Source organism: Pantoea sp. USHLN298, assembly GCF_037149395.1.
Taxonomy (GTDB): domain Bacteria; phylum Pseudomonadota; class Gammaproteobacteria; order Enterobacterales; family Enterobacteriaceae; genus Pantoea; species Pantoea astica.
Genome location: NZ_JBBCRO010000001.1, coordinates 873,983 through 890,702, shown reverse-complemented (window position 1 = coordinate 890,702; position 16,720 = coordinate 873,983). Strand labels below are relative to the sequence as shown.

At 55.4% G+C, this 16,720-nt stretch carries 19 protein-coding genes; 12 read left to right on the top strand and 7 right to left on the bottom strand.

Annotated elements, in window-relative coordinates; translation table 11 throughout:
- Positions 1-99: 99 nt before the first annotated feature.
- The 5 genes from rplT to WFK59_RS04235 form a co-directional block, all read right to left on the bottom strand.
- Complete coding sequence (gene rplT / locus WFK59_RS04255) at positions 100-456, bottom strand: 50S ribosomal protein L20 (RefSeq protein WP_003853267.1); 357 nt, start codon at positions 454-456, stop codon at positions 100-102.
- A 43-nt stretch (positions 457-499) separates the two neighbouring features.
- A complete protein-coding gene (gene rpmI / locus WFK59_RS04250) occupies positions 500-697 on the bottom strand; it encodes a 50S ribosomal protein L35 (RefSeq protein ID WP_004157374.1) in 198 nt (65 codons plus the stop codon).
- A 100-nt stretch (positions 698-797) separates the two neighbouring features.
- Positions 798-1,349 (bottom strand): translation initiation factor IF-3, encoded by a 552-nt coding sequence (gene infC, locus WFK59_RS04245; protein WP_094120302.1) that lies wholly within the window; start codon positions 1,347-1,349, stop codon positions 798-800.
- 3 nt (positions 1,350-1,352) lie between these two features.
- Positions 1,353-3,281, bottom strand: a complete 1,929-nt coding sequence (thrS, locus tag WFK59_RS04240) for a threonine--tRNA ligase (protein ID WP_233984485.1) — start codon at positions 3,279-3,281, stop codon at positions 1,353-1,355.
- A gap of 247 nt (positions 3,282-3,528) precedes the next feature.
- The gene (locus tag WFK59_RS04235) at positions 3,529-4,290 is read right to left on the bottom strand and encodes a DUF481 domain-containing protein (RefSeq protein ID WP_233984486.1); all 762 of its coding nucleotides are present in this window, start codon (positions 4,288-4,290) and stop codon (positions 3,529-3,531) included.
- A 351-nt stretch (positions 4,291-4,641) separates the two neighbouring features.
- Between WFK59_RS04235 and ghoS the strand changes: the two genes are divergently transcribed.
- Positions 4,642-4,962, top strand: coding sequence for a type V toxin-antitoxin system endoribonuclease antitoxin GhoS (gene ghoS / locus WFK59_RS04230; RefSeq protein ID WP_233988189.1), 321 nt, complete (start codon positions 4,642-4,644; stop codon positions 4,960-4,962).
- Positions 4,963-5,040: 78 nt separating this feature from the next.
- The gene (locus WFK59_RS04225) at positions 5,041-5,934 is read left to right on the top strand and encodes a fructosamine kinase family protein (protein ID WP_233984487.1); all 894 of its coding nucleotides are present in this window, start codon (positions 5,041-5,043) and stop codon (positions 5,932-5,934) included.
- 5 nt (positions 5,935-5,939) lie between these two features.
- Here WFK59_RS04225 and WFK59_RS04220 read toward each other — a convergent pair whose 3' ends face one another.
- Entirely contained in the window at positions 5,940-6,476 is a 537-nt protein-coding gene (locus WFK59_RS04220) for a YniB family protein (protein ID WP_233984488.1), read from the bottom strand.
- A gap of 144 nt (positions 6,477-6,620) precedes the next feature.
- On the opposite strand from WFK59_RS04220, the gene hxpB reads away from it, so the two are divergent.
- The 6 genes from hxpB (at position 6,621) to WFK59_RS04190 (ending at position 11,928) form a co-directional block, all read left to right on the top strand.
- A complete protein-coding gene (hxpB, locus tag WFK59_RS04215; RefSeq protein WP_336755091.1) occupies positions 6,621-7,289 on the top strand; it encodes a hexitol phosphatase HxpB in 669 nt (222 codons plus the stop codon).
- A 173-nt stretch (positions 7,290-7,462) separates the two neighbouring features.
- A complete protein-coding gene (gene kduI / locus WFK59_RS04210; protein ID WP_336755090.1) occupies positions 7,463-8,299 on the top strand; it encodes a 5-dehydro-4-deoxy-D-glucuronate isomerase in 837 nt (278 codons plus the stop codon).
- Positions 8,300-8,315: 16 nt separating this feature from the next.
- Entirely contained in the window at positions 8,316-9,077 is a 762-nt protein-coding gene (gene kduD, locus WFK59_RS04205; RefSeq protein WP_233984491.1) for a 2-dehydro-3-deoxy-D-gluconate 5-dehydrogenase KduD, read from the top strand.
- A 143-nt stretch (positions 9,078-9,220) separates the two neighbouring features.
- Positions 9,221-9,811 (top strand): metal-dependent hydrolase, encoded by a 591-nt coding sequence (locus WFK59_RS04200; RefSeq protein WP_233984492.1) that lies wholly within the window; start codon positions 9,221-9,223, stop codon positions 9,809-9,811.
- A gap of 152 nt (positions 9,812-9,963) precedes the next feature.
- Positions 9,964-11,355, top strand: coding sequence for an L-cystine transporter (locus WFK59_RS04195; protein WP_233984493.1), 1,392 nt, complete (start codon positions 9,964-9,966; stop codon positions 11,353-11,355).
- A gap of 198 nt (positions 11,356-11,553) precedes the next feature.
- Positions 11,554-11,928: a DUF6515 family protein gene (locus WFK59_RS04190; RefSeq protein ID WP_031375683.1), complete on the top strand. Its 375-nt coding sequence runs from the start codon at positions 11,554-11,556 to the stop codon at positions 11,926-11,928.
- Positions 11,929-12,003: 75 nt separating this feature from the next.
- On the opposite strand, the gene osmE is transcribed toward WFK59_RS04190, so the two are convergent.
- Positions 12,004-12,339: an osmotically-inducible lipoprotein OsmE gene (osmE, locus tag WFK59_RS04185; protein WP_003848350.1), complete on the bottom strand. Its 336-nt coding sequence runs from the start codon at positions 12,337-12,339 to the stop codon at positions 12,004-12,006.
- A gap of 302 nt (positions 12,340-12,641) precedes the next feature.
- Between osmE and WFK59_RS04180 the strand changes: the two genes are divergently transcribed.
- The 4 genes from WFK59_RS04180 (at position 12,642) to cho (ending at position 16,668) form a co-directional block, all read left to right on the top strand.
- Positions 12,642-13,844, top strand: coding sequence for a multidrug effflux MFS transporter (locus WFK59_RS04180; RefSeq protein WP_233984495.1), 1,203 nt, complete (start codon positions 12,642-12,644; stop codon positions 13,842-13,844).
- A 118-nt stretch (positions 13,845-13,962) separates the two neighbouring features.
- The gene (gene nadE / locus WFK59_RS04175) at positions 13,963-14,787 is read left to right on the top strand and encodes an ammonia-dependent NAD(+) synthetase (protein ID WP_336755088.1); all 825 of its coding nucleotides are present in this window, start codon (positions 13,963-13,965) and stop codon (positions 14,785-14,787) included.
- 62 nt (positions 14,788-14,849) lie between these two features.
- Entirely contained in the window at positions 14,850-15,740 is an 891-nt protein-coding gene (yddG, locus tag WFK59_RS04170; RefSeq protein WP_336755087.1) for an aromatic amino acid DMT transporter YddG, read from the top strand.
- Positions 15,741-15,807: 67 nt separating this feature from the next.
- Positions 15,808-16,668 carry an excinuclease Cho gene (gene cho, locus WFK59_RS04165; protein WP_233984498.1) on the top strand — a complete coding sequence of 287 codons (861 nt, stop codon included), beginning with the start codon at positions 15,808-15,810 and terminating at the stop codon, positions 16,666-16,668.
- Positions 16,669-16,720: the final 52 nt, after the last annotated feature.

Below are 16,720 nucleotides of genomic sequence, written 5' to 3'. Positions count from 1 at the left end.
CCATGAGGGCACTATTGAAATGCGTTGCGATGAAAATGTCAATCTTTTGCGCGAGTTACAGGCAATAAAAAAGGGAGCAAGCTCCCTTTTTCATCCGGCTTACGCCAGTGCTGATTTCGCTTTTTCGACCAGTGCAGAGAATGCCACTTTGTCGAATACGGCGATGTCAGCCAGGATCTTACGGTCGATCTCAATGGCTGCTTTTTTCAGACCATTGATGAAACGGCTGTAAGACATGCCGTTCTGACGTGCCGCTGCGTTGATACGCGCGATCCACAGCTGACGGAACTGACGCTTACGTTGACGACGGTCACGGTAAGCATACTGACCAGCTTTGATAACAGCCTGGAAGGCAACGCGGTAAACACGTGAACGTGCACCGTAATAGCCTTTAGCTTGTTTTAAGATTTTTTTGTGACGTGCGCGAGCAACTACACCACGTTTTACACGAGCCATTTAGCTCTCCTGTTTAATATTCTGAATTAATGAAAAAATTTACTTATGCGTATGGCAGGCAGGCAATAACCAGACCCAGATCGCCTTTAGACACCATGCCTTTAGGGCGCAGGTGACGTTTACGCTTAGTAGATTTTTTGGTCAGAATATGACGCAGGTTTGCGTGCTTACGCTTGAAGCCGCCAGAAGCGGTCTTCTTGAAGCGCTTAGCCGCGCCACGTACAGTTTTAATCTTTGGCATTTTAAAAAATATCCACTTCGCATTGTTGATAACATGACCCAGACAGGCGAACAGAAAACCGCACAGCGCGAACGCTGCGCGGTCAATGCTACTTGAAAGCCTACTGTTTCTTCTTAGGAGCGAGCACCATGATCATCTGGCGGCCTTCGATCTTCGAAGGGAAGGATTCGACAATGGCCAAATCCAGATCTTCACACAGGTCTTTACGGACGCGGTTAAGCACTTCCATACCGATCTGCTGGTGCGCCATCTCACGACCGCGGAAACGCAGCGTGATTTTGGCTTTATCGCCTTCTTCCAGAAAGCGAATCAGGTTGCGTAGTTTGACCTGATAGTCGCCATCATCGGTTCCAGGACGGAATTTAATTTCCTTAACCTGAATAACTTTTTGCTTCTTCTTCTGTTCCTTAGAAGATTTGCTTTTTTCATAGAGGAACTTGCCGTAATCCATAATGCGGCAAACCGGCGGTTCGGCATTCGGGCTGATCTCAACCAGATCAGCACCCGATTCCTCGGCTTTTTCCAAAGCTTCGCGTAATGTGACAATGCCAATCGGCTCGCCATCCATGCCTGTTAAGCGCACTTCAGTCGCGCGGATTTCACTGTTGATTTTGTTCGGTCGCGTCGGTAGTACTCGTTTTCCGCCTTTAATACTTTATTCCTCCAATTGGTGAAGATTTCGGCTGCGAATCTCTTGTTGAAGTTTCTCAACAAACACATCGACATCCAGCGACCCAAGGTCTTTACCACGGCGGGTGCGAACGGCAACTTTGCCAGATTCCACCTCTTTATCACCACAGACCAGCATATAAGGGACGCGACGTAATGTGTGCTCGCGGATTTTAAAGCCTATCTTCTCATTTCTCAAGTCTGCCTTCACACGAATGCCAGCATTCTGCAGCTTACGCGTCAAAGACTCAACATATTCTGCTTGTCCATCGGTAATATTCATTACCACGACTTGCAGCGGTGCCAGCCAGGTTGGGAAAAAACCGGCGAATTCTTCGGTAAGAATACCGATGAAACGCTCCATTGACCCCAGAATCGCACGGTGAATCATCACTGGCGTCTGACGATCGTTGTTTTCACCCACGTAGGTTGCCTCAAGGCGTTTTGGCAGGGAAAAGTCTAGCTGAACGGTTCCGCACTGCCAGGCGCGATCAAGACAATCGTACAATGTGAACTCAATTTTAGGACCGTAGAACGCACCTTCGCCTGGCTGGAACTCAAACTCAATATTGTTTTCGTTCAGCGCGGCCGCCAGATCTTCCTCGGCACGATCCCACATCTCATCCGTGCCGATACGCTTCTCAGGACGGGTAGATAACTTCACCACAATCTTTTCAAAGCCGAAGGTGCTGTACATGTCATAGACCATGCGGATACAGCTGTTCACTTCGTCACGTACCTGCTCTTCAGTACAGAAGACGTGTGCGTCATCCTGGGTAAAGCCACGAACGCGCATCAGACCGTGCAAGGCACCTGATGGCTCGTTACGGTGACAGCTACCAAACTCGGCCATACGCAGCGGCAGGTCACGGTATGATTTCAGACCCTGATTAAAGATCTGTACATGGCCTGGGCAGTTCATCGGCTTGATGCAATATTCACGGTTCTCTGAAGAGGTAGTGAACATCGCTTCTTTGTAGTTTTCCCAGTGTCCGGTTTTTTCCCACAACACGCGATCCATCATAAATGGACCTTTGACTTCCTGGTACTGATACTCTTTCAGCTTGCTGCGGACGAACACTTCCAGCTCGCGGAAAATGGTCCAGCCGTCATTATGCCAGAAGACCATGCCTGGTGCTTCTTCCTGCATGTGGTAGAGGTCAAGCTGCTTACCAATCTTACGATGGTCGCGCTTCGCCGCCTCTTCCAGGCGCTGCAGATAGGCTGCCAGTTGTTTCTTGTCTGCCCATGCGGTGCCATAAATACGCTGCAGCATTTTATTGTTGCTGTCGCCACGCCAGTAGGCGCCGGAGATTTTCTGCAGCTTAAAATGATGACAGAAACGCATGTTCGGCACGTGCGGACCGCGGCACATGTCGACATATTCTTCGTGATGATACAAGCCAGGCTGATCATCATGACTGATATTTTCATCCAGGATGGTGGTCTTGTAGACTTCACCACGCGCGGCGAAGACATCGCGCGCTTCCTGCCAGCTGACTTTTTTCTTAACGACGTCATAGTTGGTTTCAGCCAACTGATGCATGCGTTTTTCCAGCAGGTCGATATCTTCCTGGGTCAGGGTGCGGTCGATATCAACATCATAATAGAAGCCGTTATCAATCACCGGGCCGATCGCCATTTTAGTGTCCGGCCACAGCTGCTTAATCGCATGCCCTAACAGGTGCGCGCAGGAGTGACGAATAATCTCCAGGCCCGCTTCATCTTTGGCCGTGATGATCGCAACGGCAGCATCTTCAGTGATGGGATCGACAGCATCAACCAGTTCACCATTGACGCGACCTGCGATGCAGGCTTTTGCTAATCCCGGGCCGATGTCCAGCGCGATATCCATAACGCTGACAGGGCGATCAAAAACTCGCTGGCTGCCATCAGGAAGCGTAATTACAGGCATTTCATATCCTTAATTGCAGTGGTAAGCCACACGAAAGCCTACATGCAACGTCGTGTAAATTTAATGACCTGGCGTAATGTCTGACCCACAGTGTCGGAATGTCGCCAGGATTGCAGTGCGGAACAGATGATAGCAGTTTTCCCCGGCGAGAAAAACCCATGCCGTTTTCGCTAAGCCTCGGAGAGATCAAAAAAAAGCGGCCTGACACGTTGTCAGGCCGCCGCAGCTGCTGCGATGGAAAAGCCGCTTACATCGCGTATGAGAGCATGATAGAGGTTTTGGTATCGGTACGATCCGGCGCAGATTCTGGCGGATTGTTGTTCCAGGTGACGTTGTAAGCCAGCTTCAGCGCGAAGTGGCTGTTGATTGCCACCTGCAGGCCGGTTTCTGAGTTGACGGTGGTGTCTTCGCCAAAGCTGCTCAGCACGGAAACGCCCTGCACGAATTTGGTGGTATCGGTCAGTTGCCACTGGTAACTGATAGCACCGTAGCCCAGCGCTTTCGTTTCGTGGCCGCCATCATGGAAGTCATCGTAGCGTACGCCCGGACCAAATTCCGCGCGCAGTGAATGCACCGGACCGTTCAGGATCTGACGACCATAACCGGCGGTCAGCACGTCGCGGGAATCGTAGCCGTTGAAGCGATCGCTTAACCAGCTCGCCTGACCGAACAGGTAGTCATAGGCGTTGAGGTTATAACGTGAACGGCCGCCGATATTGTAGGTCTCGGACGAGCGCTCATCATTTGAAGAGGTGTTGGCGGCGTTGCCCCACAAACTGTATGCCATCGATGACTGATACCAGGTCATGTTGGTCTGAGCAGTCATGGATGAACTGGTGGTGTTACCGGTTTGCGCCAGGTAACCCGCAGCAGCAGAACCTTCGAACGGTTTTTTCGCCGTGGAAGGGTCATCCATGGAAGTGAATACGGCATTATCGGCCAGTGCCTGGTGGCAAAACGCTCCGGCGGAGAGCAAAAGTACAGCAGACAGCTTGTTAAAGGCTTTCATTAAATGTGATCCGTGCGACAGTTTAAAAAACGGAGAGTCTGAAGCGTTTTGCCCGGCAATCAACGCAATTTACGGTAAGTTTTGTAAAATATTATTAACTCGCTCGAAATGCGTGGTATTGCTCTGAAACCGCATGTTAATTGGGACTCATCTGATTAACGCGGCGCATTATAGTGGTGCGCAATCGAAAATACAGCCGCTGCGCGACAAGATTTTTCAGATCGTTACCGGCTGCGGTTGACAGAATTTTACTTTTCAACCGTGGTTGAGCTTTCATTATCCCCTTCATAATTCGCTCATTTTTTCAGCATGGTCTACGCTCAGTTCAGTTTCTCTACCCTGAGGTGAATGATGAGCAACCATTCTTTAAGCCGTTATATTGTGACGTTGCGCTATCAGGAGTCTGGCTTGAGTGACATTCTTGAGCTGACCGGCGCCATGACCGCCGCCGGATTTACCACCACCCTGACAGATGACGATGGACACCCGCATGAGCTGGGAACCAACAGTTTTGGCATTGTCACTACGCTGGATGAGGAGGATCTCAGAGAGCAGGTGACGTCAGCGGGTGAAAGCGCGCTGGGACAAAAGCCAGAGGTGACCGTGACTCCCTTTGAGCAGTACCTGCGCGACGCAGCCGATCATCGCCCTGCCGCTTCACCTGCAGAATAAAGGGTGCGTCAGCGCTGGTTTTGGTGAAGATTTACGCGCTACAATCGAACTTACGCAGCGAATAACGAGGATAGCCCGATGTGGTCAGCCATTAGTCGTCTGTTAAGCGAGCAGTTAGGCAACGCCGAAATCACTCAACGCCACGCCCTGCCCGGTGGCGATGTCCATCCCGCCTGGCGTATCCGCTACGGTGATCATGACGTCTTTGTGAAATGCAACAGTCGCGAGATGCTGTCGCTGTTTACCTGGGAAGCCGATCAGCTCGCCCTGCTGGCGCGCACCCAGACCGTCACCGTGCCGAAAGTGTACGGTGTCGGGCATCATCGCGAAGAGAGCTTTTTGCTACTGGAATATATCGAGCCGCAGCCGCTTGATCAGCAGAGTGCCTTTCAGCTGGGACAGCAGCTGGCGCATCTGCATCAGTGGAGTGAGCAAACCCAGTTCGGGCTCGACTTCGACAACAACATCACCACCACCCCGCAACCCAATAGCTGGCTACGACGCTGGTCGGTTTTCTTTGCGGAACAACGCATCGGCTGGCAACTGCAGCTGGCGGCGGAAAAAGGCATTCAGTATGGCGACACCGAGCTGATTATTGCCTGTGTGCAGCGGGTGCTGGCATCACATCATCCCCAGCCTTCCCTGTTGCATGGCGATCTCTGGCCCGCTAACTGCGCAGGCAGCGCAGCGGGACCGTGGATTTTCGATCCCGCCTGTTACTGGGGCGACCGGGAATGCGATTTAGCAATGCTAAACTGGTTCCCGGATCTGCCACGCCAGATCTTCGAGGGGTATCACACCGTCTGGCCGCTGCCGGATGGCTTTTCGCAGCGGCAGCCGGTATACCAGCTTTATTATCTGCTAAACCGGGCCAACGTGTTTGGCGGCCACTGGCTGGGCGACGCCCAGTTCGCCATTGGTCAGCTGCTGGATGAAGATGCGCTGGCGGCTCGTCAGGCCAGACCGGCCTGACCGGCTCAGATAAAGCCGAGCAGCGACAGCACGAAGTAGCCAGCGACGGCAATCACTATCGGCAGCACGTAAAGCGGGAAAATTTGCAGGAAAATGGTGTGGCGCGGCACCCGCACCTTCTCTTCCAGCTGCTGACGCGTGCGCCCTTCACTGCCCTTAACCTGCTCCAGAATCATCTGATCCTCAATGCCTTCTTTGACGTGACGCGCCTGACGGCCCATCCGCGCCCCTGACGACTCCAGCGCCAGCCCGACAAAAATCAGAATGTAGATCAGCCAGAAGCCTGGGTTCATCTGGCCGTTAAACTCCGGCACCGGCGAATTATGCCAAAAGAAGTTAAGGAACGGGGTGTTAAACCGGATCATATCGATCATCACATGAACAAAATCGAGCATTACGGCATCAATGCCAGGCTGCTTCTCACTGTGCTTAAACATAAAGCTCAGCACAGAAATAATGGTTGAGAGTAGCGCCAGTAAAAAAATCACCCAGCCAGCCACACGCTTGAGGATGGCGATGCGGCCAGCCTGTTGATAGGTCATGATATCTCCTGAACCCGGAATCCAATTTGCTGTAAGTCTACCTGCCAATGGCGAAATTTCCCAAATAAAGCGTGACGCGCTGCCCGTCGACCCGGGACCGGCTGAACATGCTAAGGTAGACCAAACTGTATAAGGAGACCTCAGATGCCCTATCACCGCCCCGTTCTCGCCGCGCTGTTTGACATGGATGGATTACTGATTGATTCAGAGCCGCTGTGGGACCAGGCTGAAATGGATATTTTTTCCACGCTGGATGTCGACCTCTCTCGTCGCAGCGAAATGCCTGACACTCTGGGCTTACGCATCGATCAGACGGTGCGCATGTGGTATGAAACCCTGCCGTGGCACGGACCCAGCCAGCAGGAGGTGACGCAACGGATCATTGCCCGGGCGATGGCGCTGGTCGAAGAGACGCGTCCGTTGCTGCCCGGCGTTGAACGCGCGCTGCAACTCTGCCGGGAGCACAACCTGAAAATCGGTCTCGCCTCTGCCTCACCGCTGGCGATGCTGGAACGGGTACTGGAGATATTTAATTTGCGCCACTATTTCGACGTGCTCTCCTCGGCGGAAGCGCTGCCCTACAGCAAACCGCATCCTCAGGTCTATCTCAACGCGGCCAGCAGTCTGGCGATCGATCCGCTGAACTGCGTCACGCTGGAGGACTCCTTCAATGGCATGATTGCCACCAAGGCAGCACGGATGCGTTCAATTGTGGTGCCTGCCGCGGAGCATCGTAACGATCCGCGCTGGTCGCTGGCCGATGTCAGACTGGACGATCTGACCCGTCTCACGCTGGCTGATTTACAAGGCTAATCACCGCCCGCCATCAGGCGGGCAGTTTCAACGCCATCACCGGCTATTGATCTACTCCGCAAATAAATAAAACAACGTTTCATTTTTATTGAATTCATATCCCACTCTGCCTAAGATGCCCGAACAGTCCCTGTTCCGGGGCATGCTTAACCTGATCTGCAGAGAGGCCTGAGATGGACGTTCGTCAAAGCATTCACAGTGATCACGCCAGACAGCTGGACACTGACGCGCTGCGTCGCCAGTTTCTGATTGAGAATATTTTTACTGCCGATAACTACACCCTGACCTACAGCCATATCGATCGCATCATTATCGGTGGCGTGATGCCGGTGAATAACCCGGTCACCATTGGCGATGAGATGGGCAAACAGCTGGGGGTCAGCTATTTCCTTGAGCGCCGCGAACTGGGCATGATCAACATTGGCGGGCCAGGCCTGGTGGAAGTGGATGGCAAGCGCTGGGAAATCGGCCATGAAGAGGCGCTCTATGTCGGCAAAGGCGCGCGTAATTTAGTATTCAGCAGCCTGAACCCGGCGCAGCCAGCGAAGTTCTACTACAACAGCGCCCCGGCACACGCGACCTTCCCGGATAAAAAAATCACCTTACAGGAAGCGGCTACCGCCACGCTCGGCGATCCCGCCACCTCTAACCGCCGCACCATCAATAAATTTATCGTGCCGGATGTCCTTCCCACCTGTCAGCTCACTATGGGCTTAACCAAACTGGAGGAAGGCAGCCTGTGGAACACCATGCCGTGTCACACCCATGAACGCCGCATGGAGGTCTATTTCTATTTCGACATGAGCGAGGAGAGCGCGGTATTCCACATGATGGGCGAGCCGCAGCAAACCCGTCATCTGCTGGTGCATAACGAGCAGGCGGTGATCTCGCCCAGCTGGTCAATCCATGCGGGTGTTGGTACGCAGCGCTACACCTTTATCTGGGGCATGGTGGGCGAAAATCAGGTCTTTGATGACATGGACCACGTCAAAATCAGCGAACTGCGCTGAGCAGAGGAGAAATATCATGGTACTGAATGCGTTTAGCCTGGAAGGTAAAGTGGCGCTGGTGACCGGCTGTAACACCGGTTTAGGACAAGGTATGGCGCTGGGCCTGGCGCAGGCGGGATGCGACATTGTCGGCGTTAACCGCGACGGTCCGGACGAGACCCAAAGCAAAGTAGAAGCGCTGGGCCGCCGTTTCTGGCCGATACAGGCGGATCTGATGAAAACGGAGGTGGTCGGCTCAGTGGTTGAGCAGGCGCTGGCCGCAGCCGGTAAAATCGACATTCTGGTGAATAACGCCGGGATTATCCGACGCGAGGATGCACTCAATTTCAGCGAACAGGACTGGGATGATGTGATGAATCTCAACAGCAAAAGTCTGTTCTTTCTGTCACAGCAGGTCGCCCGGCAGTTTATTGCCCAGGGTAACGGCGGCAAGATCATTAACATCGCGTCGATGCTCTCCTTCCAGGGCGGGATTCGCGTTCCGTCTTACACCGCGTCAAAAAGTGCCGTGATGGGGCTGACCCGTCTGATGGCCAACGAGTGGGCGAAGCATGGCATTAACGTTAACGCCATTGCGCCCGGCTACATGGCGACCAATAACACCGAACAGTTACGCAGCGACGAGGCACGCAGCGAAGAGATACTTGGCCGTATTCCGGCAGGTCGCTGGGGCGTGCCGGATGACATGATGGGGCCGGTGGTGTTCCTCGCGTCCGCCGCGTCTGACTATGTTAACGGCTATACGCTGGCGGTAGATGGCGGCTGGCTGGCACGCTGATCAATCTGGCGGGCAATGCGCGATGCTTGTCCGCCTTTAATGCGTAATTATTAACGCTTCGTTACAGCGTCACATGTTCTCATTCACTGGATAAATCCCTATACTGGATGCATCGACAGTTTTCTTTGCAGCCAGGTTCCATCATGACGGCCGAGGGCCATATCATTTTCGCCATTGCGAGCGCCATATTTGCCAAACGTGCTGAACTTACGCCAGTGCTGGCGCAGGCAGACTGGTGGCATCTCGTTCCATCAGCCTTGCTGACCTGCCTGTTGCCCGACATCGATCACCCGAAGTCGGTGCTGGGACAGCGGCTGCGCTGGCTCTCTCATCCGATTGCGCGCGCCTTTGGTCATCGCGGCTTTACCCACAGTTTGCTGGCGGTCGCCGCCGGGCTGTGGCTGTTCCAGATCAATCTGCCCAAAGAGTCCCCGATTCCGGCCGATGTGTTACAGGGGCTGACGCTGGGTTATCTCAGTCATATTGTCGCCGATATGCTGACGCCGGCAGGCGTCCCATTATTGTGGCCCTGCCGCTGGCGCTTCCGTCTCCCTATTCTGAAAAGTCAGAAAGGTAACCAGCTTGAGCGAGCGCTATGCCTCGGACTGGTCGGCTATGCGCTGTGGTTCCCGGTGGGTATGCCTTCGTTTGGTGCAAACGGCTGGCCGGCTCAGCTGTTCGATACCCTGCAAAACGGTGTTGGCCGGCTCATTTCCAGCCAGACTGCGCATTAAACCAACAAATTCAGGCAATAAGTTATAAAGCATTCCATTTGGATATAAGGTCTGCACCCTCTCCTGCTGCTAACATTCCCGCAGTCTTAATTCGTGATTAACATTATGCGGTTTTCCCGACGCGGAAAGCCGCATTACTCTGGAGTTTCAGTATGGACCTTCCCTTAACGCTTAACCTCGTCGCCTTTGTGGTGCTGCTGGTGTTGCTCTCGCGCTTTAGCCGCAACAACTGGAGCCTGTCAAAGAAAGTGCTGACCGGTCTGGTGATCGGCGTGCTGTTTGGCCTGGTGCTGCAGCTGATTTACGGTGAAAACAGCGCGGTGGTTAAAACCTCCATCAGCTGGTTTAACATCGTCGGTAATGGCTATGTTCAGCTGCTGCAGATGGTGGTGATGCCGCTGGTGTTTGTTTCAATTCTGAGTGCGGTTGCCCGGCTGCATAACGCCTCCTCGCTGGGTAAAATCAGCGTACTGACCATCGGCGTGCTGCTGTTTACCACCGCTATCTCCGCGCTGGTCGGCGTATTTGTCACCGGCCTGTTTGGTCTGAGCGCTGAAGGTCTGGTGCAGGGCGTGCAGGAAACGGCGCGTCTGAGCGCCATTCAGAGCAACTACGTCGGTAAGGTCGCTGACCTGAGCGTGCCGCAGCTAGTGCTCTCCTTTATTCCGAAAAATCCGTTTGCCGATCTCACCGGCGCTAACCCGACGTCGATCATCAGCGTCGTCATCTTCGCGGCCTTCCTCGGTGTGGCCGCGCTGCAACTGCTGAAAGATGATGAAGTCAAAGGTCAGCGTGTGCTGGTCGCGATCGACACGCTGCAGTCGTGGGTGATGAAGCTGGTCCGTTTAGTGATGAAGCTGACCCCCTACGGCGTGCTGGCCCTGATGACCAAAGTGGTGGCCGGTTCGAATCTGCAGGACATCATCAAACTGGGAAGCTTCGTGGTTGCCTCTTATCTTGGCCTGGCGATTATGTTTGGCGTCCACGCGCTGCTGCTGTCGGTGAACGGCATTAACCCGATGCGTTTCTTCCGCAAAGTGTGGCCGGTGATTACCTTCGCCTTTACCAGCCGCTCCAGCGCCGCCAGCATTCCGCTGAGCGTCGAGACGCAGACCCGTCGCCTTGGCGTACCGGAGTCGATTGCCAGCTTCTCGGCCTCTTTCGGTGCCACGATTGGTCAGAACGGCTGTGCCGGTCTCTATCCGACCATGCTGGCGGTGATGGTTGCGCCAACCGTCGGCATCAATCCGTTTGACCCGCTGTGGATCGCCACGCTGGTCGGGATTGTAACGCTGAGCTCTGCCGGCGTGGCCGGTGTCGGTGGCGGTGCTACGTTTGCCGCGCTGATTGTGCTGCCCGCGATGGGCCTGCCAGTGACGCTGGTCGCACTGCTGATCTCCATCGAACCGCTGATCGATATGGGCCGTACCGCGCTGAACGTCAATGGCTCGATGACGGCAGGTTCCCTGACCAGCCGCTGGTTAGGTCTGACCGATAAGCGCGTGCTGGAAAGCGATGAACACGCCGAACTGGCACATCGTTAATCCTGGTTAAACCTGGCGCGCCTGCGCCAGGTTCTCTTCTCCTCTCCCGCCTTCCTCTCTCCATAATTTCCCCGCTTGATGGCGACGTCGTTAAGAAAGCGTTAAGCGTGGTAAACAGGCGAAAATTCGCCGCTTTAGCGCTTGTCATTAGCCGGTAAAAAGCCAATTCTGCGTGGAGTCTTATGAGGAGAATGCCCGATGAAAAAAGTTATCGCCTCACTGCTGGCGTTAACCCTGTTAACCCCGGCTATCGCTTTTGCCCATCCTGGCGGATGGGGCCCACACGGCGGTCCTGGCCCTCACTGGGGCGGCCCCGGTCCGGTGCGCTTCCTGCCTGAAGCCGCCACGGCAGTACTGATTGGCGGCCTGACTTACTACCTGCTTAACGGTAATTACTATCAGCGCCACGGCGAGGAGTATGTGGTGGTGGAGCCACCTGAAGAGCGCCGCGTCAGCGACGATATGCGGGTACTGGACTTCAACGGTAAACGCTTCTATGTCCAGCAGGGACACTACTATCAGCGCCAGATCGATGGCGACTACGTCGAGGTTCCGCGCCCGGCAGGGTTATAAGCCGCACCAAAACGAAAAACGGCCCGTCGTCTGACGGGCCGCTTATTATTCAATTGGGGCTTTACAGCGTATAACTTACTGCTGAACCTGCGGATCGGTATCGTATTCCGCACAGCTCTGGAAGCCGTAGTTCATTACGCGACCGGTATCGTTATAGCTCACGAAGTAGGTCTGTGCTTTGCCATCACGCTGGCCCAGAACGTAGGTCTGGCAGGTGCCGCGCGCGTGAACCATGGTGATCTCGGTTGACGGTGCGCCAGCGATCTGACGAACCTGGTCACGGGTCATCCCTTTTTTAACATCCTTCACCACCGGCTTGGTGACGTAGCTTTCAGCGCGGTCGTAAGTCGTACAACCAGACAGTGCAGCCAGCGTCAGCGCCGCAGCGATACATCCCATCACTTTATTCATCTTGTTGTTCCTCATTTATTGTCCATGTGCAGACAAGCCTGGAACATAAATTCAGGTTTATCAAGTTTATGGCGAACTTTTAATGCACTGACAACCGTCAGGATTTCGTAAAGAAGGCTGTTTTGCTGTCAACGGGCACGTATAATCAGCGCCAAAAAAACGGCGCCTCTCGCGGCAACAACCCATCTGCCGAGTGCAGTTTGCCATCACCGGCAGTGCCAGGACCGGCTCCGGCATCCGTGACCGCCTGTGAAGGCGTTGTCTGCCTGCTGTTCACCCATCGCTTCAGATACTGAGAATAAATGACACCTGTACATTCCAACCGGCTGGTTTATGCCATTACGCTGGGCCTGCTGGCCGCACTCGGCCCGCTGTGTATCGATCTCTACCTGCCCGCGCTGCCCCAGCTGGCGCGTGACCTGCAAACCGAAACCGCCACGGCACAGCTTAGCCTGACCGCCGGATTACTCGGCCTGGGTGCCGGTCAGCTGGTGTTTGGTCCGATGAGCGACAAATTTGGGCGTCTGCGGCCGCTGGCGCTGTCACTGGTGCTGTTGTTTATCGCCTCGATCGGCTGTGCGCTGGCGCAGGATATTCATCAGCTACTGCTGGCCCGTCTGTTTGAAGGCTTAGCCGGCGCGGGCGGTGCAGTATTATCACGCGCCATCGCTCGTGATATGTACAGCGGTCACGAACTGACCCGCTTCTTTGCGCTGCTGATGCTGGTCAATGGCCTGGCCCCGATCGCCGCACCGGTACTTGGCGGCGTGCTGATGACGGTGCTTAACTGGCGCGGCATTTTTGTGGTGCTCGGCTGCATTGCCCTGCTGCTGATTTTGCTGGCGCGCTGGAAACTGCATGAAACTCTGCCCGATGCGCGACGCAGTAAAGGTTCCATTTTCTCCGCCTACGCAGCGCTGGGACAGGTGGTGACTCATCGTCCTTTCATGGGCTTCTGTCTGACGCAGGGCTTTATGATGTCCGGGATGTTTGCCTATATCGGCGCTTCACCGTTTGTGCTGCAGCAAATCTACGGACTCTCGCCGCAGGCGTTTAGCTTCTGCTTTGCCGCCAACGGTGTCGGGCTGGTGATCGCCTCGCAGACCAGTGCCCGTCTCTGCCCGCTGTGGGGAGAATATCGGGTGCTGAAAGGTGGACTGACGCTGGCCTTTGTTGCCTCCAGCCTGCTGCTGCTGGCCGCGCTAACGCAGGCGCCGTTACCGCTGCTGCTGGTGGCGCTGTTCTTTACCATTGCCAGTAACGGGGTGATCGCGACGACGGCCTCCTCACTGGCGATGCAGAGCCAGGGCCATCGCGCCGGTAGCGCCTCGGCAGTGATTGGCGTCACCATGTTCACCCTGGGCGCTATCACCGTGCCGATTACCGGCATTGGCGGCACCTCGGTGCTGAGCATGACCGCTACCATTTTTGGCTGCTTTATGCTGGCGATCCTGATGTTCATTGTGCTGGCCAAAAAACCGCAGCCGCAGGTGAAAACTGTCTGATTTCGCAACGGTTAACTGAAATCGACTGCCGCTTTGGCTTGTTGTTTTCGCTGAGGCACGTTAGCTTTAATAAAACGTTCGCATCGAGCCGACGGGCCACTGACCTGAGGAGAAGTTCATGTCACTGCAGCAGGAAATCATTGAAGCACTGGGCGTTAAGCCTACTATCGACGCCGATCACGAAGTGCGCGTTAGCGTCGATTTTCTTAAAGCCTATCTGAAGCGGCACAGCGCCATTAAGACGCTGGTGCTGGGGATCAGCGGCGGTCAGGACTCGACCCTCGCAGGCAAGCTGGCGCAGATGGCGATCGGCGAACTGCGCGAAGAGAGCGGCGATAATGACTACACGTTTATCGCGGTGCGCCTGCCCTACGGCGTGCAGGCCGATGAGCAGGATTGCCAGAACGCGCTGGCATTTATCCAGCCCGATCGCTCGCTGGTGGTCAATATTAAAGAATCGGTGCTGGCCAGTGAGCGGGCGCTGCAGGCGGCCGGCATTACACTGTCTGACTTCGTGCGCGGCAATGAAAAAGCGCGTGAGCGTATGAAAGCCCAGTACAGCATCGCCGGTATGACCAAAGGCGTGGTGGTGGGTACCGACCATGCGGCTGAAGCGGTCACCGGATTCTTCACCAAATATGGTGATGGCGGTACCGACATTAATCCGCTGTTCCGTCTTAACAAACGCCAGGGCAAGCAACTGCTGAAGCAGCTCGGCTGCCCGGAACATCTCTACCTGAAGAAACCCACAGCTGACCTGGAAGACGATCGTCCCGGCCTGCAGGATGAAGTGGCGCTGGGCGTAACCTACGAGATGATTGATGACTATCTGGAAGGCAAAACCATCGACCCGGATAACGCGAAAATCATTGAAGGCTGGTATCAGAAAACTGAGCACAAACGTCGCCCACCGATTACCGTATTCGACGACTTCTGGAAGTAAACCCGTCCCTCCCTTGCTGCGGCAAGGGAGGCTTTCTCCTGCCTCATCCCGTTGATAGCGACATGCCTGCTACTGTGACACGCGCCACCCTGATCGGTCTGATCGCCATTCTACTCTGGAGCACCACGGTTGGCCTGCTGCGCAGCGTCAGTGAAGCCTTTGGCGCGACCGGCGGTGCGGCCCTGATCTATACCACCACCGCCCTGCTGCTCTGCATTACTCGCGGTTTGCCCAGACCCGGCGCGATGCCCGCCGCGTACTTAGCCATCGGCGGTGCGCTGTTTGTCGGCTATGAAATCTGTCTGGCGCTGGCGATTGGGCTGGCCAGCGATCGCAGCCAGTCGCTGGAGCTGGGCATGATCAACTATCTCTGGCCCTGCCTGACGGTGGTGCTGGCGATCCCGTTTAACCAGCAGCGCTTTCGCCTGTGGCTGTGGCCGGGACTGGCGCTTTCTCTGCTGGGCATTGTCTGGGTGATGAAGGCCAACGGCGGCGGCTCGCCCGCCCTGATGTGGCAGAACCTGTTGCGTAACCCAACGGCTTACACGCTGGCGTTTATCGCCGCCATAACCTGGGCGCTCTACAACAATATCACCCGTCGCTATGCCCGCGGCGCGAATGGTGTCACGCTATTTTTTATCCTTACCGCGCTGGCGCTGTGGGTCAAAACCTTGCTGAGTGCACCAGCGGCACCGATGCAATTCGCGCTGCTGCCGCTGCTGGAAGTATTCTTTGTCGGGGCGTCGACCGCTATCGCCTACTCCGCCTGGAATCACGGTATTCAGCACGGCAATCTGACACTGCTGGCCACCGCCTCCTACTTCACACCGGTTTTTTCCGCCCTGCTGGCCTCACTGTGGCTGGGCCTGACGCCGCCGCTGGCCTTCTGGCAAGGCGTGGCGATGATCACGCTCGGTTCGCTGATCTGCTGGCTGGCGACGCGGCGTCTTTGATCGGCTGGCTGGCGATCATTTCACCTGCCTGTTATGCTGTATGGACAACCAGTAAATGGAGTCCATCTTGGTCAGACGTGCTGCAACGCACCGCCTCGAATTCGACGCGGCTGCAATTTATCAATATCCCGAACACCTGCGTGAGTGGCTGGAAGGCCTGCCCAATCAGCCCGGCGTCTATACCTTTCACGGCGAAAGTGATTCGCTGCCGCTCTACATTGGCAAAAGCGTTAACCTGCGCTCGCGGGTGATGTCGCATTTCCGCACCCCGGACGAGGCGAAAATGCTGCGCCAGTCGCGGCGCGTCAGCTGGATCCCAACCGCGGGCGATCTCGGCGCGCTGCTGCTGGAAGCGCAGATGATTAAAACGCAGCAGCCGCTGTTTAATAAGCGCCTGCGTAAAAACCGCCAGCTCTGCTCGTTGCAGATTACCGACGGTAAACCGCAGGTGGTTTACGCCAAAGATCTCGACTTCAGCCAGTCGCCCAATTTGTTTGGCCTCTATCGTAGCCGCTTTGCTGCGATAGAGCGGCTGAAGCAGCTGGCCGATGAGTATCAGCTCTGTCACGGTTTGCTCGGACTGGAAGCGCTCAGTGCTCAGCGCGGCTGTTTCCGTTCCGCGCTGCGCCGCTGTGCCGGTGCCTGCTGCGGCAAAGAGCCGGTCAGCGATCATCAGGATCGGTTGCTGGAAGCGCTGGAAAATGTACGGGTCTTTTGCTGGCCGTGGCAGGGCGCGGTCGGGCTGGTCGAGGAAGGCAAACAGATGACTCAAATCCACGTCATCGATCACTGGTTTTACCTTGGCTCGGTCAGCAATATCGAGGAAGCGAAAACGTTGCAGCGTCCCAAAGGGGGGTTCGATCACGACGGTTACAAGATCCTCTGCCGACCGATTCTGTCGGGCGATTATCCTATCCTGCCGCTGTAAATAAAAAAAACCGCCGACGCTGTCCACTTACTGTCAGTGGACAAGGCCGGCG